The organism is Lysobacter dokdonensis DS-58 (genome assembly GCF_000770795.1).
In the GTDB taxonomy this organism is placed as follows: domain Bacteria; phylum Pseudomonadota; class Gammaproteobacteria; order Xanthomonadales; family Xanthomonadaceae; genus Noviluteimonas; species Noviluteimonas dokdonensis.
This window is the reverse complement of the sequence record NZ_JRKJ01000006.1, coordinates 147684-169077: the sequence shown is the minus strand read 5'-3', so window position 1 is coordinate 169077 and position 21394 is coordinate 147684. Positions and strand designations below refer to the sequence as shown.

General features: G+C 67.5%; 22 protein-coding genes. 12 read left to right on the top strand and 10 right to left on the bottom strand.

The genetic code is table 11. The features are described from left to right. Window positions 1-112: 112 nt before the first annotated feature. Together LF41_RS06370 and LF41_RS06365 are read left to right on the top strand one after the other, a co-directional pair. Window positions 113-1264 (top strand): glycosyltransferase family 4 protein, encoded by a 1152-nt coding sequence (locus tag LF41_RS06370; RefSeq protein WP_036167467.1) that lies wholly within the window; start codon window positions 113-115, stop codon window positions 1262-1264. Beyond that, the gene (locus LF41_RS06365) at window positions 1242-1772 is read left to right on the top strand and encodes a phosphatase PAP2 family protein (RefSeq protein ID WP_036167464.1); all 531 of its coding nucleotides are present in this window, start codon (window positions 1242-1244) and stop codon (window positions 1770-1772) included. Before LF41_RS06370 ends, LF41_RS06365 begins: the two co-directional genes overlap by 23 nt. Here LF41_RS06365 and creD read toward each other — a convergent pair. The 3 genes from creD to creB form a co-directional block, all read right to left on the bottom strand. After that, window positions 1769-3106, bottom strand: coding sequence for a cell envelope integrity protein CreD (gene creD / locus LF41_RS06360; protein ID WP_036167461.1), 1338 nt, complete (start codon window positions 3104-3106; stop codon window positions 1769-1771). The two genes, LF41_RS06365 and creD, sit on opposite strands and share 4 nt — an antisense overlap. A gap of 87 nt (window positions 3107-3193) precedes the next feature. Next, on the bottom strand, window positions 3194-4606 hold the full coding sequence (creC, locus tag LF41_RS06355; protein ID WP_036167460.1) for a two-component system sensor histidine kinase CreC: 1413 nt from the start codon (window positions 4604-4606) through the stop codon (window positions 3194-3196). Window positions 4607-4613: 7 nt separating this feature from the next. Then, the gene (gene creB, locus LF41_RS06350) at window positions 4614-5306 is read right to left on the bottom strand and encodes a two-component system response regulator CreB (protein ID WP_084073424.1); all 693 of its coding nucleotides are present in this window, start codon (window positions 5304-5306) and stop codon (window positions 4614-4616) included. A 26-nt stretch (window positions 5307-5332) separates the two neighbouring features. On the opposite strand from creB, the gene LF41_RS06345 reads away from it, so the two are divergent. Next, entirely contained in the window at window positions 5333-6187 is an 855-nt protein-coding gene (locus LF41_RS06345; protein WP_036167457.1) for a 23S rRNA (adenine(2030)-N(6))-methyltransferase RlmJ, read from the top strand. A gap of 6 nt (window positions 6188-6193) precedes the next feature. On the opposite strand, the gene LF41_RS06340 is transcribed toward LF41_RS06345, so the two are convergent. Continuing rightward, window positions 6194-7141, bottom strand: coding sequence for a cation diffusion facilitator family transporter (locus LF41_RS06340; protein WP_036167454.1), 948 nt, complete (start codon window positions 7139-7141; stop codon window positions 6194-6196). Between the two features lie 115 nt (window positions 7142-7256). On the opposite strand from LF41_RS06340, the gene LF41_RS06335 reads away from it, so the two are divergent. The 6 genes from LF41_RS06335 (at window position 7257) to LF41_RS16715 (ending at window position 14100) form a co-directional block, all read left to right on the top strand. After that, window positions 7257-7835: a GNAT family N-acetyltransferase gene (locus tag LF41_RS06335; RefSeq protein WP_052116194.1), complete on the top strand. Its 579-nt coding sequence runs from the start codon at window positions 7257-7259 to the stop codon at window positions 7833-7835. Between the two features lie 98 nt (window positions 7836-7933). Next, window positions 7934-8983: a class I SAM-dependent methyltransferase gene (locus LF41_RS06330; protein WP_036167451.1), complete on the top strand. Its 1050-nt coding sequence runs from the start codon at window positions 7934-7936 to the stop codon at window positions 8981-8983. A 76-nt stretch (window positions 8984-9059) separates the two neighbouring features. Then, window positions 9060-12566 carry a transcription-repair coupling factor gene (gene mfd, locus LF41_RS06325; protein ID WP_036167448.1) on the top strand — a complete coding sequence of 1169 codons (3507 nt, stop codon included), beginning with the start codon at window positions 9060-9062 and terminating at the stop codon, window positions 12564-12566. 39 nt (window positions 12567-12605) lie between these two features. Then, window positions 12606-13037, top strand: a complete 432-nt coding sequence (locus LF41_RS06320; protein WP_036167445.1) for a DUF3592 domain-containing protein — start codon at window positions 12606-12608, stop codon at window positions 13035-13037. Between the two features lie 48 nt (window positions 13038-13085). Continuing rightward, entirely contained in the window at window positions 13086-13775 is a 690-nt protein-coding gene (locus LF41_RS06315; protein ID WP_036167442.1) for an endonuclease V, read from the top strand. Between the two features lie 124 nt (window positions 13776-13899). Beyond that, on the top strand, window positions 13900-14100 hold the full coding sequence (locus tag LF41_RS16715) for a hypothetical protein (RefSeq protein ID WP_152599914.1): 201 nt from the start codon (window positions 13900-13902) through the stop codon (window positions 14098-14100). A gap of 14 nt (window positions 14101-14114) precedes the next feature. On the opposite strand, the gene LF41_RS06310 is transcribed toward LF41_RS16715, so the two are convergent. The 5 genes from LF41_RS06310 to LF41_RS06290 form a co-directional block, all read right to left on the bottom strand. Further along, window positions 14115-14564 carry a hypothetical protein gene (locus LF41_RS06310; RefSeq protein WP_152599913.1) on the bottom strand — a complete coding sequence of 150 codons (450 nt, stop codon included), beginning with the start codon at window positions 14562-14564 and terminating at the stop codon, window positions 14115-14117. A 39-nt stretch (window positions 14565-14603) separates the two neighbouring features. Further along, window positions 14604-15434 carry a hypothetical protein gene (locus tag LF41_RS06305; RefSeq protein ID WP_036167437.1) on the bottom strand — a complete coding sequence of 277 codons (831 nt, stop codon included), beginning with the start codon at window positions 15432-15434 and terminating at the stop codon, window positions 14604-14606. A gap of 113 nt (window positions 15435-15547) precedes the next feature. After that, window positions 15548-16408: a pirin family protein gene (locus LF41_RS06300; RefSeq protein WP_036167434.1), complete on the bottom strand. Its 861-nt coding sequence runs from the start codon at window positions 16406-16408 to the stop codon at window positions 15548-15550. Between the two features lie 9 nt (window positions 16409-16417). Then, window positions 16418-16834, bottom strand: a complete 417-nt coding sequence (locus LF41_RS06295; protein WP_036167432.1) for a hypothetical protein — start codon at window positions 16832-16834, stop codon at window positions 16418-16420. 73 nt (window positions 16835-16907) lie between these two features. Beyond that, window positions 16908-17768: a pirin family protein gene (locus LF41_RS06290; RefSeq protein WP_036167429.1), complete on the bottom strand. Its 861-nt coding sequence runs from the start codon at window positions 17766-17768 to the stop codon at window positions 16908-16910. A gap of 140 nt (window positions 17769-17908) precedes the next feature. On the opposite strand from LF41_RS06290, the gene LF41_RS06285 reads away from it, so the two are divergent. The 3 genes from LF41_RS06285 to LF41_RS16085 all read left to right on the top strand — a co-directional run bounded on the left by LF41_RS06285 (window position 17909) and on the right by LF41_RS16085 (window position 20812). Next, window positions 17909-19651 (top strand): tetratricopeptide repeat protein, encoded by a 1743-nt coding sequence (locus LF41_RS06285; RefSeq protein ID WP_036167426.1) that lies wholly within the window; start codon window positions 17909-17911, stop codon window positions 19649-19651. 93 nt (window positions 19652-19744) lie between these two features. Then, on the top strand, window positions 19745-20227 hold the full coding sequence (locus LF41_RS06280; RefSeq protein WP_052116193.1) for a hypothetical protein: 483 nt from the start codon (window positions 19745-19747) through the stop codon (window positions 20225-20227). A gap of 96 nt (window positions 20228-20323) precedes the next feature. Beyond that, entirely contained in the window at window positions 20324-20812 is a 489-nt protein-coding gene (locus LF41_RS16085) for a hypothetical protein (RefSeq protein ID WP_052116192.1), read from the top strand. Here LF41_RS16085 and LF41_RS06270 read toward each other — a convergent pair. After that, window positions 20806-21387 carry a class I SAM-dependent methyltransferase gene (locus LF41_RS06270; protein ID WP_036167424.1) on the bottom strand — a complete coding sequence of 194 codons (582 nt, stop codon included), beginning with the start codon at window positions 21385-21387 and terminating at the stop codon, window positions 20806-20808. The genes LF41_RS16085 and LF41_RS06270 overlap by 7 nt on opposite strands. Between the last annotated feature and the right edge of the window lie 7 nt (window positions 21388-21394).

Here is a 21394-nt window from a genome sequence, read left to right as displayed (position 1 = left end):
ACAGTGGCGGGTGTCAAGCACTCCCCCGCCGAACGGCAGCGACGTCATCCCCGCGACGAGATGTCACCCGCCCGCAACCGCCGCGTCATGTCCGAAACACACCCTGCGCCCCATGCGCTACGCCATCGTCACCGAAACGTATCCGCCGGAAATCAACGGCGTCGCGCTGACCGTCGAAGGGTTGGCGCAGGGGCTGCGCGCACGCGGCCATTCGATCGATCTCGTACGTCCACGCCAATCCGGCGACGGGGACGCGCACCAGGACGCCCTCCTCGTCCACGGCTTCCCGCTCCCGCGTTACCCCGGCCTGCGTTTCGGCGCACCCGCACTCCGCACGCTTGCACGGCATTGGAACGCATGGCGGCCGGACGCCGTCTACATCGCCACGGAAGGTCCGCTGGGGTGGGCGGCGCGCAGGGTCGCGCGCCGCCTGCGCGTGCCGGTCGCCACTGGATTCCACACGCGCTTCGACCATTACATGCGCGATTACGGATTCGGCGTCCTCGAACCCATCGCGTTGCGCTGGATGCGCCGCTTCCACAACGCCGGCGATGCGACCCTCGTCGCCACGCGGCAGTTGCAGGACGAACTCGCACAACATCGCTTCGCCAATCCGATGCGCCTGGCGCGCGCGGTCGATGGCGCGCAATTCCATCCCGCCAAACGCGACGCCCGCTTGCGCGAATCGTGGGGCGCGGGCGACGGCACGCTCGTCGCGCTCCACGTCGGCCGCATCGCCGCGGAAAAGAACCTCGGGCTTGCGATCGCCGCCTTCCGCGCAATGCAGCGCGTGCGGTCTGGATCGAAGATGGTATTCGTCGGCGACGGCCCGTTGCGCGCATCGCTCGCGCAAGCCAACCCCGACATCGTGTTCGCCGGTTTGCGCCGTGGCGAAGACCTCGCGCGGCACTTCGCGAGCGGCGATGTGTTCCTGTTCCCGAGCCGCAGCGAAACCTTCGGCAACGTCACGCTCGAAGCGATGGCCAGCGGCGTGGCGACCATCGCCTTCGACTACGGCGCCGCGCGCGAACACCTGCGCCACGGTCAGAGCGGCCTGCGCGTGCCCGACGGCGATGCCGCCGCGTTCATCACCAGTGCAACGCAGCTCTCGGTAGACGACGTCGGGTTGCGCCGCATGCGCGTCGCCGCGCGCGCCGGCATCGAACACCTGCACCCCGACCAGGTCGCCGCGCAGTTCGACGCCCTGCTCCAGATGCTCGCCAACCGCAGGAGGATCGCCGATGCCCAGCTTGCCCCGGATTGATTCGGCCTGGTGCCTCAAGGCCAACCACTGGTGCGAACGTCGTGCCACGCGCGCGCTGTTCGCGACGATCAGCCGCCTCGGAGACGGCATCGCCTGGTACGCGCTGATGGCGGCGATGGTGATCGCCGATGGCTTCGATGGCCTCTTCGCCGCGGCGCATCTCGCGGTGACCGGCGCGATCGCGCTCGGCTTGTATGCGCTGCTTAAGCGCTGGACGAAACGCCCGCGCCCCTTCGCCTCAGATGCCCGCATCCATGCGTGGATCGCACCGCTCGACGAGTTCAGCTTCCCGTCGGGCCATACGTTGCACGCGGTGGCCTTCACCCTCGTCGCGCTGGCGCACTACCCGGTGCTCGCGTGGCTCCTCGTGCCGTTCGCATCGAGCATCGCCGTCTCGCGTGTCGTCCTCGGGTTGCATTACCCCAGCGACGTCCTGGCAGCGACGGCGATCGGCAGTGCGATCGCCTCGCTGTCCTTGTGGATCGTGCCGGGTGCAACGCTGTTCTAGCGTTGCAACGCGTACCAATCGACCTTGCGCGTCACCACCATGATCGTCGCGAGCACGACGAACAACAGCCCGGCGCCGAGCACGAGCGCGTTGTCCTCCGACACCAGCACGCCGTACAACGCGGCGTACAGCGTCGCGAGCATCACCGAGAACCCGAGTCCGCGCACGAGGCTGTGCAACACCGCGCTCAGGTAGAACCCGAGCAGCCCGATGCACGCGGCGGCCGAGGCGAGGTAGGCGGTACCGAACGGGACGTGTTCGCTCAGGCTCACCAGCAGCAGGAAGAAGATCGCCAGCGCCAGGCCGACGAGGCCGTACTGGATCGGGTGGATCGGCAGGCGCTTGATCAGCTCGAACATGAAGAAGCCGACGAACGTCAGCAGCACGAACAGGATCCCGTACTTCGTGGCGCGGTCGGCCAGCGTGTAGCTGTCCACCGCGTCGAACAAGGTCACGCCGACCGCGTCGATGCCTGCGGTGGACGTGTCCGCGCCGCGCATCGAGGCCAGTTGCAGCAGCTTCGCGGCGTCGTCGGTTTCCAGGAACGTCGTCTGCGCGCTGGTCGCCAGGGAGGAGATCTCCCAGTTCGCGCGGAAGCCCTTGTCGCTCACCGTGCGCGCGCGTGGCAGGAAGCTGCCGCCGAAGATCGGATCGGGCCAGGTCGACTTCAGCGAGAACCGGTTGTCGCGCGCGATCGGCACCAGCGCGAGCGCTTCGGTGCCACCGATCACCGCGTCGAACGTCAGATCCATCGCCAGCGCCTGCCCCGCGACGGGCGCATCCAACCGCGCGTGCACCCCGCCGATCGGCTCGCTTCCGAATCCTGCCTTCAGCGGCAACGCACGGCCCCCGAGCTTCAACGTCGGAGTGCCGACGAATCCGCGCACATCCGAGGCGCCGACACTCAGGAACGGCCGCCCGATGCGACGCGGACGCGCGCCATCGGCCGGGATCTGCGCGCGGATCGCCGCGATGGCATGCACGTCGAGCTCGTACACCGGCACGCGATACAGGCCGCGCTTGCGCGTGTCGGGTTTCATCGTGCCGTCCATCGAGAGCGTTTCGGGGAAGAATGTCCACGCCCCCGCGCGTTCCTTCAGCACCTTCCGCGTTCCTTGCGGTGTCACCTCGTCTTCTTCGACGAGCTCGGTGTACGGCACCACCAGCACCGGCCCGAGCAAGGCCTGCTTGCCCGCGCTGGTGGCGGCGACGTTCGCCACCGCCTGCGCGCGATAAGCCTCGCGCTCGCTGATCGTGCCGCGAATCAGCATCAAGGGAATCAACAGCAACAACATCAGGAAAAACACGACGACGGATTTGAAGGCGAGGCGCATGGCGGGTCCTTTCCGGCCAGGAAGACAGGCGCAGCCTCGCCCCGGCGCGTGCGGCGCCGATGGCGGATGTGTGTGGCGACGGTGAAGTCAGGCTTCGGGGAGTTCGAGCGTGGCGATGGCGCCGCCGTTCCGGAAGTTCTCGAGGGTCGCCCGCCCGCCGTGCAGCTTGGCGACTTCGGCGACGAAGCACAGGCCCAGGCCGCTGCTGCGGCTGCCGCCTTCCGGCCGCGGGAGCGAATAGAAGCGTTCGAACACGCGTGGCAAGGCGTAGTCGGGAACGCCGGGGCCGGCGTCGATGACGCGGACGTGGCACAGACCGTCTCCTCCGGAGACATCGACATTGACGATGCGCCCCTTCGGCGAAAACGACACGGCGTTGTCGAGCATGTTGACGATGGCCTGCCGCAACAGGAATGGATCGCCTTCCACGTAGCACAGGCCGCCGTGGTGCTGGATCTCCACGTCGCCTTTCGCGCAATGCGCGATCGCATCCTCGGCGACCGCGTTCAACTCCATGCGCTCGCGCACTTCCAGCTGCTGTTTGTGCTCGACCGCCGCCAACGCGAGCAACTTGTCGATCATCTGCGCGAGCCGCTCGCTCTGCGCGCGGATGGCCGCCGCGAAACGCTGCCGGTCGGCCTCCGCCATCGGCCCTTCCAGCAACTCCGCGCTGCCGCGGATCGCGGCCAGCGGGCTCTTCATCTCGTGCGTCAGCGTGTGGACGTATTGCTCGACGTATTGCTTGCCTTCCAGCCGCGTGCGCATCGTTTCGAGCGCCTGCCCCAGGTCGCCGAACTCGCCGGCGGCCTTCGGCGGGCTCGCGCGTTCGCCCGCCGTCACGGCGTGCGCGTAACGCTGCAACGCACCGAGCTGGCGCGCGAACCACCACGCCGTCGTCAGGCCGATCAGCAAGGCCACGCCCATCAGCAGCCAGCCCCACTTCATCACCTTGGCCTGGCTGCGCGCGATGAACGGTGCGAGCGTCTGGTTCGGCTTGGCGACTGTAAGCACGCCGACGATGCGCCCGTTCGCATCGCGCAAGGGCGCGGCGACGTGCATCACGGTGGAATTCGGATCGTCCGGATCGCTGCGCGTCGAACGCGCGCCGTACTTCCCGCGCAGCGTGAGATAGACGTCGTTCCAGCGCGAATAGTTCTTCCCGACATCGCGCCCCGCACTGTCGAACACCACGACGCCGCGCGCATCGGTGACGTAGATGCGCGTGGTCGCCGCACGCTTCGAAAAGCCCCAGATATCCGCGCCGAGATCACGCGCGCTCACCGCTTCCACGCGTTGCGCGAAGCGCCCATCGGCGATGTGCCCGGCGAGGAAATCGTCCGTGGCGATTTCCGCGAGCATGTTGGCCGTCTCGTTGAGCGTGTCCTCCATGGCCTGCCGCACGCCGGGCTTCACTTCGGCAACGAATACCCGCGCGAGCAGCAACGCCGCCAGCGCGACGATGGCGAAGTAACCGAGGAAGACGCGCAGTCCGATGCGCATGCCGGCCTCAGTGGTCGATCGAGTACCCGAGCCCGCGATGCGTGCGGATCGGGTCGACGGCGGGGTCGAACGCGTGCAGCTTGGCGCGCAGCGTCTTGACGTGCGTGTCCACCGTGCGGTCGCCGCTTTCCAGCGCATCGCCCCACACGCGATCCATCAATTGCCTGCGCGTGAGCACGGCGCCCGGGCGTTGCAACAGGGCCGCGAGCAGCCCGTATTCGTAGCGCGTCAGGTCGAGCCAGCGGCCGCGCCAGCTGATGCGGTGGCCTTGCGCATCGTGTGCGAACCCGTGGCCCGGTGCCGGTTCCGGATTCGTCGCCACGCGCCGCAGCACCGCGCGCACGCGCGCGACCAGCTCGCGCGGCGAGAAGGGCTTGGTGACGTAATCGTCGGCGCCGAGTTCGAAGCCGAGCACCCGTTCGGCCTCCGCCGCGTGCGCGGTGAGGAAGATCACGGGCAGGTCGCCGCTACGGCGCAGTTCGCGGCAGAGCGCAAAACCGCCGAGGTCCGGCAGGCCGACATCGAGGATGGCCAGCTCGAAGCGTCCGTCCTTCGACGCACGCAGCGCATCGCCCGCGGTCAGGCAATGGTGGACCTCGAACCCGTCCTCGCGCAGGGCGTAGGCGACGGTGTCGGCGATGGCGGCTTCGTCTTCGACCAGGAGCAGGGGCATGCGCGGAGCATAGCTGGCGGCCGTCATGGTGCGCACCCGTCATACTGCCCGCCATGAACTACCGCCACGCCTTCCACGCCGGCAACCATGCCGACGTGCTCAAGCACGTCGCCCTGCTCGCCCTGTGCGAGTCGCTGCGCGCCAAGCCCGCCGCGTGCTTCGCGCTCGACACGCACGCCGGGCGCGGGTTGTACAGCCTCGACGCGGCGGCCGCCCAGAAGACCGGCGAAGCCGAAGGCGGCGTCGCGAAGCTCAAACGCACGGGCGATGCCAACATCGCGCGCTACCTGTCGGCCATCGAGGCCTGCCGCGCCGCGCACGGCGCGCGGTCCTATCCCGGTTCCCCCTGGCTGCTCACGCACGCGCTGCGCGAACAGGACCGCATCGCCTGCTGCGAGCTGCAGCCCGACGAAGCGGCGATCCTCAACCACAACTTCCGCGACGACCCGCGCGTGATCGTGCATGCGCGCGACGGCTACGCGGCGATGAAGGCGTTGCTGCCCCCGCGGTCGGGCGAAACGCGGTTCGCGCGCGGGCTGGTGTTGATCGATCCGCCCTACGAGGCGCAGCTGGAGGAATTCGACCTGGCGATCGCCGCGCTGCGCGACGGCCTGCAACGCTGGCCGCAAGGGATGTTCGCGCTGTGGTATCCGATCAAGCTGCGGCGGTCGTTGCCGCCGTTCTACCGGCGCGCGGCGGCGATCGAAGCCAAATCGGCGCTGGTGATCGAGTTGCTGGTGCGGCCCGACGACTCGCCGCTGCGCATGAACGGCAGCGGGCTGCTGATCCTCAATGCGCCGTGGAAGTTCGACGTGCTGTTCAAGCCGACGCTCAACGCATTGCGCAACGCGATGCAGGAAAGCGGCGGCGGGAACGCGCACATGGAGTGGTTGCGCGCACCCGCCTGACGGCGCTTACGTCGTCGCGGGGCCGTAATCCTGATCGCCCGCCACCGCGCCCGACATCTCGGGTTCGAAGAAACTCCAGCGCACCTGCGGGAATTGCGCCTTCAGCGCCTTCTCGCAGGCGTTGATCGCGTCGACCAACTGGCGGGACGTCGGCTGCTCATGCATCTCCGCATGCACCGACACCATCATCTCGTTGCCCAGTTGCAGGGTGATCAGGCTGATCACGCGCGCGATTTCCGGGCGCCCTTCCAGCAACTTGCGGATGTCGGCCTGCACGTTGAGGTCCACGCTCTGCCCGATCAGCAGCGCCTTGACCTCCACCGCGACGAACACCGCCACGACGATCAGCAACGCGCCGATGGCGATCGTGCCGTAGGCATCCCACGTCGGGTCGCCGGTGATCACGGCCAGCATGACCGCGATGAGCGCGAACACCAGGCCGAACAACGCCGCGAGGTCTTCGCCGAAGATCACCACCAGTTCGGCCTGGCGGCTCTCGCGGAACCAGCGCCACAGCGAACGATCCCCGCGCGCCTTGTTGACTTCCTGCATGCACGCGCGCATCGACACGCCCTCGGCGATGATGCCGAACACCAGCACGCCGGCGGCCCATCCCCAGTTCGACAATTTGCCGGGGTTGTGCAGTTTGTGCACGCCTTCGTAGAGGCTGAACATGCCGCCCACCGAGAACAGCATCAGCGCGACCAGGAACGACCAGAAGTAGATCGCCTTGCCGTATCCGAGGGGGTAATCCTTGTTCGGCGGGCGCTTGGCCTGCTTCAGGCCCAGCAACAGCAGCAACTGGTTGCCGCAGTCGGCCAGCGAGTGGACGGTCTCGGCGATCATGGCGCTGGAGTTCGTCATGTACGCCGCGAAGCCCTTGGCGCAGGCGATGGCGAAATTGGCCCCGAGGGCGAAGAGGATCGCGCGGTTGGAGTCGCCGCTGCCGGCCATGGCGTTCCGTTACATGAATGGGAGAGCGCGCAAGGATAGCAATTGCGCGCGTGAGGCCCGGTGTTCGGCCCCCGTCTAGAGCTGGGCTTCACTTCGCCTCTGGCATAAGAGCTGAATGGCGGCCCGTAACCGACTTCCCCCGTGGCACGAGCAGATCCGGCTCAGCAATGGCCGAGAGGTGCTCATCCGTCCCATCCGGCCGGCCGATGCCGACCCGCTGCGGCAGGGCTTCGCCTTGCTCGAGCCCGACGAAATCCGCCAGCGCTTCCTGCACGCGGTGCGCGAGCTCACGCCGGAGATGGCCGACAAGCTCTCGCGCCCCGATGCCAAGCGCGAGTTCGCACTGGTGGCCGCAGAGCCCTTGCCGCCGGGTGAAGCGCTCGTCGGCGCGGTTGCGCGCGCATCGATCAACGACAACGGCCGCGAGGCTGAATTCGCGATCCTCGTGAGCCACTACATCGCCGGCATGGGCCTGGGCCGGCATCTGATGCGCCGTCTCGTGCGCTGGGCGAAAGGCCGTCGCCTCGAAAAATTGTGGGGCGACGTGCTGGAACACAACCAGCCGATGCTCGCGCTCGCACAGTCGCTCGGCTTCCGTCGCGAAGCCTCGCCGCATCCCGGCCTGGTGCGCATGGTGCTCGATCTGCAGCCCACGCGCGGCACGCACGTGCACGACGAACCGCAAGCGGCCTAGGCCGCAAAATCCGAATCATTGCGTTGATTGTCGTCGGGGAGCCGGCGACGGGCCGCTGTCGCATGTCTCCCACGGATGGGAACGATCGGATTCATTTCATGCCCATCGACGAACAACGACTCAACACGTTTCTCGGCAAGGCGGTCGGCGATCTCGGCGCCGCCATCTCTTCCACGCTCATGCTGGTCGGCGACCAACTGGGCTTCTACAAGGCGCTCGCGAAAGAAGCGCTGACACCGGCCGAACTCGCCAAACGCACCAACACGCACGAACGCTACGTGCGCGAATGGCTCGGCAACCAGGCCGCCGGCGGTTACGTCGACTACGACGCAGGCAGCGGCCGCTATCGCCTCAACGACGAACAGGCGCTGTGCCTGGCCGATCCGAACGGACCGGTCGATCTTCCCGGTGCGTACGGCCTCGTCGAAGACGCCTTCCACATGCTCGACCGCACCATGGACAACTTCCGCACCGGCAAGGGCCTGGAATGGGGCGAGCACCACAAGTGTCTGTTCACCGGCGTCGAGCGTTTCTTCCGCGCCGGCTACCACGCGCACCTATTGACCGAATGGATCCCGGCGATGGAAGGCGTGAAGGAGAAACTCGAACGCGGCGCACGCGTGGCGGATGTGGGCTGCGGCCATGGTGCGAGCACAACGCTGATGGCGAAGGCGTTCCCCAACTCGCAGTTCGTCGGCATCGACTATCACGCACCGTCCATCGACGTCGCACGGCAGCGCGCGAAGGAAATGGGCGTGGGCAACGCGAGCTTCGAAGCGGCGGACGCCACCGGTTATCGCGACGCGGGGTTCGACCTCGTCTGTTTCTTCGACTGCCTGCACGACATGGGCGACCCCGTGGGCGCGGCGAAACACGCGCACGATGCGCTCAAGCCCGACGGCCACGTGCTGCTGGTCGAACCGTGGGCGACCGACACCGTCGAGGGCAACCTCAACCCCGTCGGCCGCGTGTACTACGGCGCGTCCTCGCAGATCTGCGTGCCGGTGTCGCTGGCGCGCAACGGCCCGGCGCTCGGGGCGCAGGCCGGCGAATCTCGCCTGCGCGAGGTGATGAACGACGGCGGCTTCACGCGCTTCCGCCGCGCCACCGAAACGCCCTTCAACCTGGTCCTGGAAGCGCGGCCCTAACGCCCGGGTCCGCTAAACTTGCGCTCCCTCCGCTGGGCGCGAAACGCGCCCGGCGGTGCCAGCTATTTGCGAGCGCATGAACAAAGACGCCAGCGGCACCCACGACACCCTCCCCCTTCCCCGCGCGGGCCAGTCCCGCGCGTGGTGGCGCGCGTCCGCGTCGGCCTCGGCGCTGGCCTTCCACATCGCGCGCGCCGCGCGCGTGCACGACGGTCCCGTACTCGCCATCGCCAAGGACAACCACGGCGCGCACCAGCTGGAATCCGACCTGCGCACGCTGCTCGGCGATGACGCCTCCATCCCCGTGCTGCCCTTCCCCGATTGGGAAACGCTGCCGTACGACCAATTCAGCCCGCACGCCGACATCGTGTCGCAGCGCCTTGCTGCATTGCTGCGTTTGCCGACGCTCAAGCGTGGCATCGTCGTCGTGCCCGTGCAGACGCTGCTGCAGCGCGTGGCGCCGGTGCGCTACGTCATCGGCAATACCTTCGACGTGCGCGTGGGCCAGGTGCTCGACCTCGATGCGGAAAAGCGCCGTCTCGAAAGCGCTGGCTACCGCAACGTGCCGCAGGTCTTCGATCCGGGCGATTTCGCCGTGCGCGGCGGCTTGCTCGATGTCTACCCGATGGGCGCGCACGAGCCGTATCGCGTGGAGTTGTTCGACGAGCAGATCGATTCGATCCGCGCGTTCGATCCAGAATCGCAGCGCTCGCTCGACAAGGTCGATGCCGTGCAGCTTCTGCCCGGCCGCGAAGTGCCGCTCGACGACGAGTCGCGCAAGCGCGCGCTCGATGCCTTGCGCGATCGCTTCGACATCGACACGCGGCGCAGCGCGTTGTTCCAGGATCTGAAGGTCGGCCTGACGCCCGCCGGCATCGAGTACTACCTGCCGCTGTTCTTCGAGCCTTCGCGCAATGAAGGCGCGACGGCGACGCTGTTCGATTATCTCGGCGATCGCATGTTGCCCGTCGTCGGCGATGGTTCGATGGCGTGCGCCGATGCCTTCTGGACGCAGACCGCGGAGCGTTACGAACAACGCCGGCACGACATCGAACGCCCGCTGCTCCCGCCGAACGAGCTGTACCTCACGCCCGACCAATTGCGCGAAGCGCTCAACGCGCGGCCGCGCATCGATGTCGTCGGCGGCGCCGATGCCAAGGCCGAGAAGGCGCACGCCCTCGGCGACCAACCAGCTCCTGACGTCCCCGTCGCCGCACGCGAAGCCGGCGCCGGTGCGCTGCAATCGTTCCTCTCCACCTATCCGGGCCGCGTGCTGATCGCCGCCGATTCCGCCGGCCGCCGCGAAGCCCTGCTCGACGTGTTGCACGCCGCAGGCCTGAAGCCGGAGACAGTCTCCGACTGGCACGCGTTCCTGAAAAGCGACGTGCGCTTCGCCATCGCGGTCGCGCCACTGGAAGATGGCTTCGCGTTGGATGGCGATGTCATCGGCGGCACGCCGATCGCGCTGCTCACCGAACGCCAGCTCTTCCCCGAACGCGCCTCGCAACCGCGCCGCCGCAAGCGCGCAGGCCGCGAACCCGAACAGATCATCCGCGACCTCGGCGAACTCACCGAAGGCGCGCCGATCGTCCATGAAGACCACGGCGTCGGCCGCTATCGCGGGCTGATCACGCTGGAAGCCGGCGGCACGCCCGGCGAATACCTCGAAATCGAATACGCCAAGGGCGACCGCCTGTACGTGCCGGTCGCGCAACTCGACCGCATTTCGCGTTACTCCGGCGCCTCGCCGGAAACCGCGCCGCTGCACAACCTCGGCGGCGAGCAATGGACCAAGGCCAAGCGCAAGGCCGCGGAGAAGGTGCGCGACGTCGCCGCCGAACTGCTCGAAATCCAGGCCAAGCGCCAAGCGCGCGCGGGCATCGCGCTGGACCTGGATCGCGCGATGTACGAACCGTTCGCCGCGACCTTCCCGTTCGAAGAAACCCCCGACCAGCACGCCGCCATCGAAGCGGTGATCCGCGACCTCGCCTCGTCGCAACCGATGGATCGCGTGGTGTGCGGCGACGTGGGCTTCGGCAAGACCGAAGTCGCGGTGCGCGCGGCGTTCGTCGCCGCCGCCGCGGGCAAGCAGGTCGCGGTGTTGGTGCCGACGACGTTGCTCGCCGAACAGCACTACCGCAACTTCCGCGATCGCTTCGCCGATTGGCCACTGAAGGTGGAAGTGCTCTCGCGCTTCAAGAGTACGAAGGAGATCAAGGCCGAACTGGTGAAGCTGGCCGAAGGCAAGATCGACGTCATCGTCGGCACGCATCGCCTGTTGCAGAGCGACGTGCGGTTCAAGGACCTGGGCCTGGTCATCGTCGATGAAGAGCAGCGCTTCGGCGTGCGCCAGAAGGAAGCGCTGAAGGCGCTGCGCGCGAACGTCCACTTGCTCACGCTCACCGCCACACCAATCCCGCGCACGCTGAACATGGCGATGGCGGGCCTGCGCGATCTGTCGATCATCGCCACGCCGCCGGCGCATCGCCTCGCGGTGCAGACCTTCGTCACGCCGTGGGACCCGGCGTTGCTGCGCGAAGCGCACCAGCGCGAACTCGCGCGCGGCGGCCAGGTGTATTTCCTGCACAACGACGTGGAAACCATCGGCCGCATGCAGCGCGACCTGCAGGAACTGGTGCCCGAAGCGCGCATCGGCATCGCGCACGGCCAGATGCCGGAGCGCGAACTGGAACGCGTGATGTTCGATTTCCACAAGCAGCGCTTCAACGTGTTGTTGTGCACGACCATCGTCGAGTCGGGCATCGACATCCCGAACGCCAACACCATCATCATGAACCGCGCCGACAAGCTGGGCCTGGCGCAGATGCACCAGCTGCGCGGCCGCGTGGGCCGTTCGCACCATCGCGCGTATGCGTATCTGGTGGCGCCCGACAACCGCAGCATCACCGCCGATGCGCGCAAGCGCCTGGAAGCCATCGCGTCGATGGACGAGCTGGGCGCGGGCTTCACGCTCGCCACGCACGATCTCGAAATCCGCGGCGCCGGCGAGCTGCTTGGCGAAGACCAGAGCGGCCAGATGGCCGAAGTCGGTTTCAGCCTGTATACGGAACTGCTGGAGCGCGCGGTGCGCTCGATCAAGCAGGGCAAGCTGCCCGACGAAGACCCGAACTTCGAACATCGCGGCGCCGAAGTGGTGCTCAACGTGCCTGCGCTGATCCCCGACGATTACCTGCCCGACGTGCACGCGCGCCTGACGCTCTACAAACGCATCAGCAGCGCGCGCAACGCGGACGAGTTGCGCGATCTTCAAGTCGAGATGATCGACCGTTTCGGATTGCTTCCCGATGCCGCGAAGCACCTGTTCGCAATCGCCGAGATGAAATTGCAGGCCACGCGCATCGGCATCCGCAAGATCGACCTCGGGCCGGCGGGCGGGCGTCTGCAGTTCGAAGCCAAGCCCGACGTGGATCCGATGACCGTGATCCAGATGATCCAGAAGCAACCGCAGCATTACGCGATGGACGGGCCCGACAAGCTCCGCCTCAAGCTGGACTTGCCCGACGCCGCCGCCCGGGTGCAGGCTGCGCGGGGGTTGCTGACCGCGTTGCAGCGGGCGGCGTGAGCGAAGGGGATCAGGGGAGTGGAGTCTGTGAATGTCTGGATGCCGCTCATCATCCTGGGGCTGCTCGCGCTCGCCGCGCGCGAGGTGTGGCACCTTCGGCTCGGCTTCGCGTCGCTGCACTGGATGCATACGACCGGCACGTTGCAGCACATCTGGCAGGAGAGCGACATCGGCCCGGCGGACAGCGACGGCCGGCATTCGGTGTACGCGCACTACACCTACAGCGTGGATGGCCGCGCCTACGAGGGGCGGCGCCTGAGTTATCGGCCCATGGCGTTGGTGCCTTTCGCCGAGGCCATGGATCTGCTGTACGGGCTGCGCAAAGGGAGCGAGATCGACGTGTATTACGACCCGGCGCGGCCCGAGCGGGCCGTCATGATCCCGGGCACGGGGACCGGCAACATCGTGGGCCTGGCCACCCTCCTCGTGCTGGCCGTGCTGTGCGCCTGGGCCTGGGTGGCCCGGTTCTGACGGCCGCTTGGCCGGCGTCTTCGCACGCGGCCGGTATGCTCTGACCTCATGGCCCATTCCGACCCCAATCCGAACCCCCTCGACCCCTGGGACGGCAGCGTCGCGCACGCGCGCGCCATGCAGGACCTGATGGCCAAGCGCGTGCTGGCGCGCGACGGGTTCCGGTCCCCGCTCCGCGCAGTGGCCGGGTTCTCGACCGCGATGGAAGACGACGGCACGCGCACGCGCGCGGTGGCGGTGCTGGTCGATGCGGTGACGCTGGACCTGATCGACGCGCAAGTGGCGCATGTGTCGGCGTCGACGAAGTACGTGCCGGGGTTCCTCTCCTTCCAGGTGATGCCCGCGCTGCTGCGCGTGCTCGACATGCTTCCGCAGGCCCCGGACCTGGTGTTGTTCGACGGCGACGGCATCGCGAACCCGCAACGCTTCGGCATCGCCTCGCACTTCGGCGTGGTCACCGGGCTGCCGACGATCGGCATCGGCAACAAGCTCCTGCTCGGCACCGCGGCGGACCTGCAACAAGTGCGCGGCGCGTATACACCGCTGCGCGATTACGGCGAACAGATCGGCTGGGTGTTGCGCAGCCAGAAGGACGTGGCGCCGATCATCGTTTCGCCGGGGCATCGCGTCGCGATGGCATCGGCGGCGGATCTGGTGATGCGGTTCACCGCGGAGGAGCGCATGCCGGAGCCGGTGCAGATGGCGCAGCATCTTGGGGCGAGAGGCGTACGCGTCTGAGGCGTCCCCTTCGGAACGAAGGCTCGCCACGTGAGGCGGTGTGGTTCTGGTAGCGCACTCGGCGGCTGGCCGAGGTCCGCTATCGCGCAGGCACGCGCGATGTCCTCACTACCTGTCGCCGGGGATGCAGATCGGTTGCTGGTCGCGCACCGGCGTGCCGATGGATTGCGACGACGAAGCGGCGCAGCCCGACCTCGATGCGTGCGCGGCGGATCTCGCGCGCACGCATTCGGCGTTCCTCGCCGAGCATATCTGGCGGGAGCTAGGGACCTGCATGTCGGAGAAGGGGTGGCGTGTGGGAGACGGCGGGCAGCTCTTCATGTAGCGCGCGCCTCAATCTCAAAACTCCCAATGCCCGATGTACCTGGCGTGCAAAGTGCTTGCGCCGGGGCATGTCTTCATCACGACGACGCCGGGCGGGATCGGCTGCGCTGCCTCGAATGTGCCGATGGCAAGGACGTACTTGCCCATCAGCGCGCGTAGCTTCGGCGCTTCGGGCGTCAGCGCGTCCGGCAGTTCGATGTCGACCAGCGCGCAGGTGGAGTGATCCTGGTCGTCGCGCGTGGCGTAGAGCGCCCATCGGTTCTCGTTGCCGAAGGCCAGTTCGAAATATCCCAGGCCGATGACCGAAATCGTCTTGCCGTCATAGCGTTCGGGCGTCGCGATCAATTGGTACATCGTGACGTCGAGAACGTCCTCTCCCTGCGAAACGCCGCCCCCTCCCACCGCAGGCAAAGGTGTGTCGGCCGGCGTGGAAGCGCATGCGGCGAGCACGAATGCGCAAGCCATTGCCAGGCATGCCATCGAGATCCGAACCCCTGCCATCGCCTACGACTTCCGCATGAACGCGAACAACGCCACCAGCCCGGCGATCAACGCGACCGCCGCGCCGATGCCCAGCGTCCGCTTCCAATCGAAGTGCAGCGTCGATGCCGTCGGCACTGGCCCGGGGTTGGCGGCGACCACCGCTTGCACCCACGCGTGCAATGCGTCGCGCGACCACTGCAGGTCGTTTTCGTCGCCGTAGGCGTAGAGGAACAGCACCTTGCCGTGAACGTGGACCAGCGCCATCGAAGCGTTGACGGTGAAGCGGTCGGCGTGGCCGCCCACTTGCCGTGCATAGACCGAGCGCATCGAGAGTTCGAAGGCGCGCTCCGAGCTCGCATGCACGGGCATCGGCGTCATGCTTTCCATGGTGATGGCAGTCTGTGCGTCATTGATTTCCGACGCGACCCCATCGACGCGATGCATCTGCGCATTGACCTGCGATTGGATGGTGGCGGCTTGTTCCACCATCTGCTTCTCGACCATCGGGCGCAGCGTGGCGAAGTCGTCGCCCGAGACCGTCGCGCTTTCGATGGCGCGCATGATCTGCGCGTCGAAGTGCCGCGGCATTTCGTGGATGTCGCCGCGTTCGGCATCGGCCAGGTCTCCGTCGGAGAGCCAGGCGGCGATGAGGCGGTTGGTCGGCGTCACGGAGGCGTCGAGCAAACGATTCAGCGCGTCGTCGCGTGCCGGGACGGCGGTGTAGCCCGCCTGTGGTGCGGGCAACTCGATCGTCTTGCCGCCGACGGTGGCCTGCACTTGCGCAAAGGCGGGCGTGGCCGCCATCGCGAACAGGACGATGGCGATGCCGAGGCTTCGCTTGCCGTATTGCATCTGTTTGTCCCCTAGAAGTCCCGCCGTCGATTCTGGGGTACGGCTGGGGCTTCTCCAAGTCCAGGAGAGAGTGCGCGCCTGGATCCCCGCGTTCGCGGGGATGACGCGTCAGGTCAGCGCTCGGGCAGCGGGATGAACTCGGTTTCGCCTTCGATCTTGCCGAACTTGTCGTCCAGCCAATCCTGCTTGGCCTGGTCGATGCGCTCCTGCGACGAGGACACGAAGTTCCACCACATGTGGCGGGGGGCGTCGAGCGGTTCGCCGCCGAGCAGCATCGCCTTGACGTACCCCAGCGCGCGCACGCGGTGCTTCACGCCGCGGTCGAGGACAACGAGGTGTTGCTCGGGGATGTCGGCGCCGTCGAGTTGCAGTTTGCCTTCCAGCACGTACAACGCGCGTTCCACCGCGCGTGCGTCGACTTCGAATTCGGCGTCGGGCGCCATGTCGATGGCGACGTTGAACGTGTCGGTGAACACCGCCACCGGGGACTCTTCGCCGAACGCGCGGCCGGCGATCACGCGCAGCGTGACGCCGGGGCGCGTGATCAGCGGCAAGGCATCGGCGCCGTGGTGGTAGAACGCCGGGTCGGTTTCTTCGTGCGACTTCGGCAGCGCGATCCACGTTTGCATGCCGTGCACCGGGTGCGGCGCTTCGCGCGTGCCGGCGGGCGTGCGTTCGGAATGCGCGATGCCGCGGCCGGCGGTCATCCAGTTGACGTCGCCGGGGCGGATGTCCTGCACGTAGCCGAGCGTGTCGCGATGCGTGATCGTGCCGGCCCACAGGAACGTCACCGTCGCCAGCCCGATGTGCGGGTGCGGGCGCACGTCGATGCCGCGGCCGGGCTCGAAGATCGCCGGGCCCATGTGGTCGACGAACACGAACGGCCCCACGCTCCGCGCCTGGATGGACGGAACGGCGCGGCGGACCTGGAATCCGCCGAGGTCGTGGACGCGGGGGGGGACGATCGTGGTCATCTTTTCACCTTACTGCGCCTTGTCGACGCGAACGGTTACAACCGGGTTTTCGTTGAATTCCAGCGCTTCGACGGTGAGCCGCCACGCGCCCATGTTCTTCGACGGGGCTTCGGGCAGGTTCGCCTTCACCGTCGCCTGCGGACCACCGCCGGTGGCGAAGACGAACTCGATGTCGGCATCGCCGGCGCGGATGCAGCGTGCGTTCGGCGGGCAGCGCGAATCCTGCGTCACCGCGACGTATTGCAGCGTTGCGCCGTCGGGCAGCTTCACCGTTTCCTTCGGCGACAACGTTTCCGAACTGCCGGCGGTGATCGAACGCATCGTGCTCTCCTGCGAAGTCGTCGTGCCGCCGCCTGCGTTGGTGTTGCTGGCGCAGGCGGTGAAAGCGCAGGCCGCGACCAATGCGGCGAGGGTGGTGCGAATCATGGGCAAGCTCCCTTTGCGGATGGTGGCGCCGAGTTTTGGGGGCGAATCCTGAATGGCGGCGTCACGTAGCGCTCTAGAACTTGCCGCTCTGGAAGTCGACGAAGGCCTGCATGATTTCTTCCTTGGTGTTCATCACGAACGGGCCGTAACGCGCCACCGGTTCGCGCAGCGGGCGGCCCGCCACGAGGATGAAGCGCGCGCCCTGCCCGCCCGCGGTCGCGACCAGCGTTTCACCGCCGCCGAGCACCGCGAGTTCCTGCGAGGCCAGCTCGCGTGCGTCGTCGCCTTCGCCCACCGACGCGCCGCCTTCGAACACGTACGCGAACGCGTTGTGCCCTTCCGGCAGGACGTACGTCCACGCGGTATTCGGGGCGAGCGTGATGTCGAGGTACACCGGCGACGTGGCCGGCTGTTCGATCGGCCCGCGCACGTCGCCCACACTGCCGGCGATCACCTTCACCGACACGCCCGGCGCAGGCGTCGCCACCGGGATGCGATCCGGCGCGAACTCCTGGTACTGCGGCGCGTCCATCTTGTTGGCCTTCGGCAGGTTCACCCACAACTGGAACCCGCGCATGCGGCCTTCCTGCTGTTCGGGCATCTCGCTGTGCACGAGCCCGCGGCCCGCGGTCATCCACTGCACGCTGCCGGGCACCAGCAGACCCTCGTTGCCGTGGTTGTCGCGATGGCGCATGCGGCCGTCGAGCATGTAGGTCACTGTCTCGAAGCCGCGATGCGGGTGGTCGGGGAAACCGGCGAGGTAATCCTCCGGCTTGTCGGTGCCGAACTCGTCGAGCATCAGGAACGGGTCGAGCATGTCGAGCTGCGGCGTGCCGATGACGCGCGTGAGCTTCACGCCAGCGCCGTCGGACGCCGGCTGGCCGCGCAGCTTGCGGGCGACGCGGGCGTGGGACTGGGTAGCGGTGGTGGACATGGGCAGCTCCTGGTTGCGAAGCCGAAACGATGGCGCCGGAGCGCTCGCGAAGCCAGTGCCGTTCGTGGAACGCAGGGTTTGGCACGCCACCTGCTTCCGGCGGCGGCCCGTTTGCGCTGCTGCTTGCGTTTGCCTTCTTCATGTTGACCATCCGCCAGCTACGCAAGCGCAAGGTCGCGCAATGGGTGCTCGGGTACACGGCGGTCGCGTGGGCCTTGTTGCAGGGCGTCGGGCTGTTGTCGGACACCTATGGCTGGTCGGCGATCCCGATGCGCGTGGGCGTGGCGCTCGCGGTACTCGGGTTCTTCCTGACACTGGTCATCGCGTGGTTCCAGGGCGAGCGCGGGCAACAGCGGGTCACGCGGCTGGAGGTCGTGTTGATCGCGCTCGTCGTGATCGTCGGCGGCGCATGGTTGTGGCAGACGGTGCGCTCGACGGCGGATACGTCCGCGACGATGGCGAACACCGGCATCCCGACCATCGAGAACGATCCTTCGATCGCCGTGCTTCCCCTGGCCAACATGAGCGCCGACAAGGAGCAGCAATATTTCTCCGACGGCGTATCCGAGGAACTGCTCAACGTGTTGAACAAGGTGCCGGAGTTGCGCGTGATTGCGCGCACCTCGAGCTTCGCGTTCAAGGGCCAGGACCTGCCCATCCCGGAGATCGCGCGCCGCCTCAACGTGGCTTCGATCCTGCAGGGCAGCGTGCGCAAGGCGGGCGAACGCGTGCGCATCTCGGTGCAATTGGTGCGCGCCACCGACGGCGCGCAGCTGTGGACGGAAACCTACGACCGCAAGCTCGACGATATCTTCCAGGTGCAGGACGAGATCGCCGCGTCGGTCGTGGAGGAATTGAAGCTCAAGCTGCTGAAGGCGCCCACCGTCACGCCCGTGGATCCGCGCGTCTATGCGCTGGTCCTCCAGGCGCAGGCCCTGCTCGACCAGCAGAGCAAGGAAGGGCGCGCGCAGGCGCTGGTCGTCTTCAAGCAGGCGCTGTCGATCGCGCCGAACGAAGCGCGCGCATGGGCGGGCCTGGGGCGCGTGTACATCAACCAGTCCATCTACAGCGAGATGCCGCCGGCGGAAGCGGCGAAGCTCGCACGCGAAGCGCTGGACAAGGCGCTGCGCATCGACCCGCGCAACGTCATCGCAATCACCGGGCTGGCGCGCCTGGCCGCGGACTTCGACTTCAACGCGCAGGCCGCCGCCGACTACAACCGACGCGCGTTGCAGATCGAACCGAACAACCTCGTCGCCATCAACACGCTCGGCATCCTGCTCAGCAACGTGGGACGGTTCGACGAAGCGCTGCCGCTGTACGACTACCGCGTCGCGCACGATCCGGCGAACCCCACTGCCTACAACAACCGCGGCATCACCCGTTACTACGCGCGCCAGTGGGATTCAGCGATCGACGACTTCCGCACGGCCTTGCGGCTGAGTCCGGCGTTCGTCGGCGCACGCAACGGCATCGCGGTGTCGCTGCTGGTCGGGAAAGGCGACGCGGCCGGCGCGCTGCGCGAGATCGCGGGCGAACCGGACGAGGCGTCGCGGCTGCAGGTGCGCGCGCTGGCGCTCCATGCGCTCGGCCGCACGCGCGAGTCCAATGCGGCGCTGCAAGCGCTCATCAAGACGTACGGCGAACAACAGCCCACGCTGATCGCGCTGGCGTACAGCTATCGCGTCGATCGCGACGAAGCCTTCCGCTGGCTCGACGAAGCCGCGCGCATGCGCGACCCCGCCGCCACGTCGGTGGCGTTCGACGTGTTGAGCGACTCGCTGCGCGACGATCCGCGGTGGCTGCCGTTCCTGCGCAAGATCGGTTACGCGCCCGAACAACTCGCGGCCATCCGCATCGACGTGCCGAAGCCGGGAACATGACGCGCAAGGGTTAGCCTCCCCCGCCCGGAGGAGCCGGTGCGCGCGATTTCCACGTTCTCTCTAATTTGGAGGCCACTTCGGCCGGAGAACGAAATGCAGCACAAACATGCGCTCTGCCTGCTCGGCCTGACGGTGGTCGCGACAACGGCCATCGCCTTGGGTCGTCCCCAATTCCTCCGCGCGCCCAGCGCATCGCTCGGTTCGCCCAAAGTCATCGTGAAGTGGACGGAAGTCGGCCTGGGCAGCGTCGATACCGTGAGCTACGTGGCGAACGCAACGGCAGCCGCGCGTTACCAGTGCGTCAACCGCGGCAACAACTGCCCGGCTGCTTCGAACAAGCAGGACGTGCTGGCGAACGTTTCGGTGGGCGGCACCTTCTCCGTCGACAAGAACGGGCGGATTTCCGAATCGCTGATCATCCCGGCGCCGCCCGGCAGTTTGGTCTGTCCGGGCAACCAGGTCGTCGGCGTGGAATCGGTCGTCTTCACCGACATCCGTCTGACGGACGTGACCAATGGCGTGTCGTCGCCGACCAATCCTTCGTCGCTGAGCTACAACGCGCGCGTTTGCCCTTGAGTCGTGCGACGCGCCCGGCCGGGGCGGGTTAACCCCACCCGGTTGGGGGAGTCGCGCCGCGCGATTCCGTCGTTCTCCTTTGAAACGGAGGACGCCATGCAGACCCGATACAAGCTGTGCCTGCTCGCCCTGGTCGTCGTCGTGACGGCAGCGCCGGGCGGCCGCCCGCATTTCCTGCGCGCGCCCAGCGCGTCGCTCGGCTCGCCCAAGGTCATCGTCGATTGGACGGAAGTCGGCTTGGGCAACACCCAGAACGGCATCACGTACGTGGCGAGCGCCAAAGCGGGCGCCCATTTCCAGTGCGTCAAGCGCGGGCATGTGTGCCCGAAGCCCGGCGCCAAGGAAGAAGTGCTCAAGAACGTCTACGTCAGCGGCACGTTCACCATCGACAAGAACGGGCGGATCAGCAACACGCTCACCATCCCCGCGCCCGAAAGCTCGCTGGTGTGTCCGTATGGTCAGTCCGTGACGCTGGTATCCGTCGTGTTCACCAACATCACGCTGAAGGACACCACCAATGGCCTGACGGCTCCGGCCAATCCGTCGTCGCTGTCGTACAGCACGACCGGGTGTCCCGACTACTGACGCTCGTAGACGTACACCGTCGCTGGCGGCACGTTGCGCAGCACGAAGCCGTCGCGGCGCACCTTCAAGCGTAGCGCCTTCTGGACGGCATCGCTCACCGGCGCCTGCGCGCCGTAGGTGAACTGGATGAAGCGGCCGCCGCGGCGCAGGCACGCGAACGACGCCTCCAGGATGCGGCGCTGCAAGTCCTCGGGCATGTTGAGCAGGCCGAGGCTGGAGACGATCGCGTCGGCGCAGCCGCCGGACAGGAACCCGCAATGCGCGGCGATCCGTTGCAGGTCGGCCGCGTCGCCCTGCGCGACGTGCGCGCCGGGAAAACGCTTGCGCAAGTGGGCGGCGAGCGACTCGTTGAGTTCGAGGATCAGCAAGGCGTGGCGTTGGATGCCGTGCGCGATCAGCGCGCGCGTCATCGAACCCGTGCCGCCGCCCAGTTCGATCACGCGGTGCGCATCGTGCGGGAGTTCGTCGACCATCGCCTGCGCAAGGTCGCGGCCCGACGGCGCGACCGCGGCGGTCTGCAGCGGATTGCGCAACCACTGCCCGATGAACGCGAACCAGTCCGCGCGCGCGCTCATGCCGATC

Bases quoted from the DNA above. Each gene is read 5' to 3' on its own strand.
- LF41_RS06370 (WP_036167467.1), top strand. From the start codon at position 113: ATGCGCTACGCCATCGTCACCGAAACGTATCCGCCGGAAATCAACGGC.
- LF41_RS06365 (WP_036167464.1), top strand. From the start codon at position 1,242: ATGCCCAGCTTGCCCCGGATTGATTCGGCCTGGTGCCTCAAGGCCAAC.
- creD (WP_036167461.1), bottom strand. From the start codon at position 3,106: ATGCGCCTCGCCTTCAAATCCGTCGTCGTGTTTTTCCTGATGTTGTTG.
- creC (WP_036167460.1), bottom strand. From the start codon at position 4,606: ATGCGCATCGGACTGCGCGTCTTCCTCGGTTACTTCGCCATCGTCGCG.
- creB (WP_084073424.1), bottom strand. From the start codon at position 5,306: ATGACGGCCGCCAGCTATGCTCCGCGCATGCCCCTGCTCCTGGTCGAA.
- LF41_RS06345 (WP_036167457.1), top strand. From the start codon at position 5,333: ATGAACTACCGCCACGCCTTCCACGCCGGCAACCATGCCGACGTGCTC.
- LF41_RS06340 (WP_036167454.1), bottom strand. From the start codon at position 7,141: ATGGCCGGCAGCGGCGACTCCAACCGCGCGATCCTCTTCGCCCTCGGG.
- LF41_RS06335 (WP_052116194.1), top strand. From the start codon at position 7,257: ATGGCGGCCCGTAACCGACTTCCCCCGTGGCACGAGCAGATCCGGCTC.
- LF41_RS06330 (WP_036167451.1), top strand. From the start codon at position 7,934: ATGCCCATCGACGAACAACGACTCAACACGTTTCTCGGCAAGGCGGTC.
- mfd (WP_036167448.1), top strand. From the start codon at position 9,060: ATGAACAAAGACGCCAGCGGCACCCACGACACCCTCCCCCTTCCCCGC.
- LF41_RS06320 (WP_036167445.1), top strand. From the start codon at position 12,606: ATGCCGCTCATCATCCTGGGGCTGCTCGCGCTCGCCGCGCGCGAGGTG.
- LF41_RS06315 (WP_036167442.1), top strand. From the start codon at position 13,086: ATGGCCCATTCCGACCCCAATCCGAACCCCCTCGACCCCTGGGACGGC.
- LF41_RS16715 (WP_152599914.1), top strand. From the start codon at position 13,900: ATGCAGATCGGTTGCTGGTCGCGCACCGGCGTGCCGATGGATTGCGAC.
- LF41_RS06310 (WP_152599913.1), bottom strand. From the start codon at position 14,564: ATGGCTTGCGCATTCGTGCTCGCCGCATGCGCTTCCACGCCGGCCGAC.
- LF41_RS06305 (WP_036167437.1), bottom strand. From the start codon at position 15,434: ATGCAATACGGCAAGCGAAGCCTCGGCATCGCCATCGTCCTGTTCGCG.
- LF41_RS06300 (WP_036167434.1), bottom strand. From the start codon at position 16,408: ATGACCACGATCGTCCCCCCCCGCGTCCACGACCTCGGCGGATTCCAG.
- LF41_RS06295 (WP_036167432.1), bottom strand. From the start codon at position 16,834: ATGATTCGCACCACCCTCGCCGCATTGGTCGCGGCCTGCGCTTTCACC.
- LF41_RS06290 (WP_036167429.1), bottom strand. From the start codon at position 17,768: ATGTCCACCACCGCTACCCAGTCCCACGCCCGCGTCGCCCGCAAGCTG.
- LF41_RS06285 (WP_036167426.1), top strand. From the start codon at position 17,909: ATGTTGACCATCCGCCAGCTACGCAAGCGCAAGGTCGCGCAATGGGTG.
- LF41_RS06280 (WP_052116193.1), top strand. From the start codon at position 19,745: ATGCAGCACAAACATGCGCTCTGCCTGCTCGGCCTGACGGTGGTCGCG.
- LF41_RS16085 (WP_052116192.1), top strand. From the start codon at position 20,324: ATGCAGACCCGATACAAGCTGTGCCTGCTCGCCCTGGTCGTCGTCGTG.
- LF41_RS06270 (WP_036167424.1), bottom strand. From the start codon at position 21,387: ATGAGCGCGCGCGCGGACTGGTTCGCGTTCATCGGGCAGTGGTTGCGC.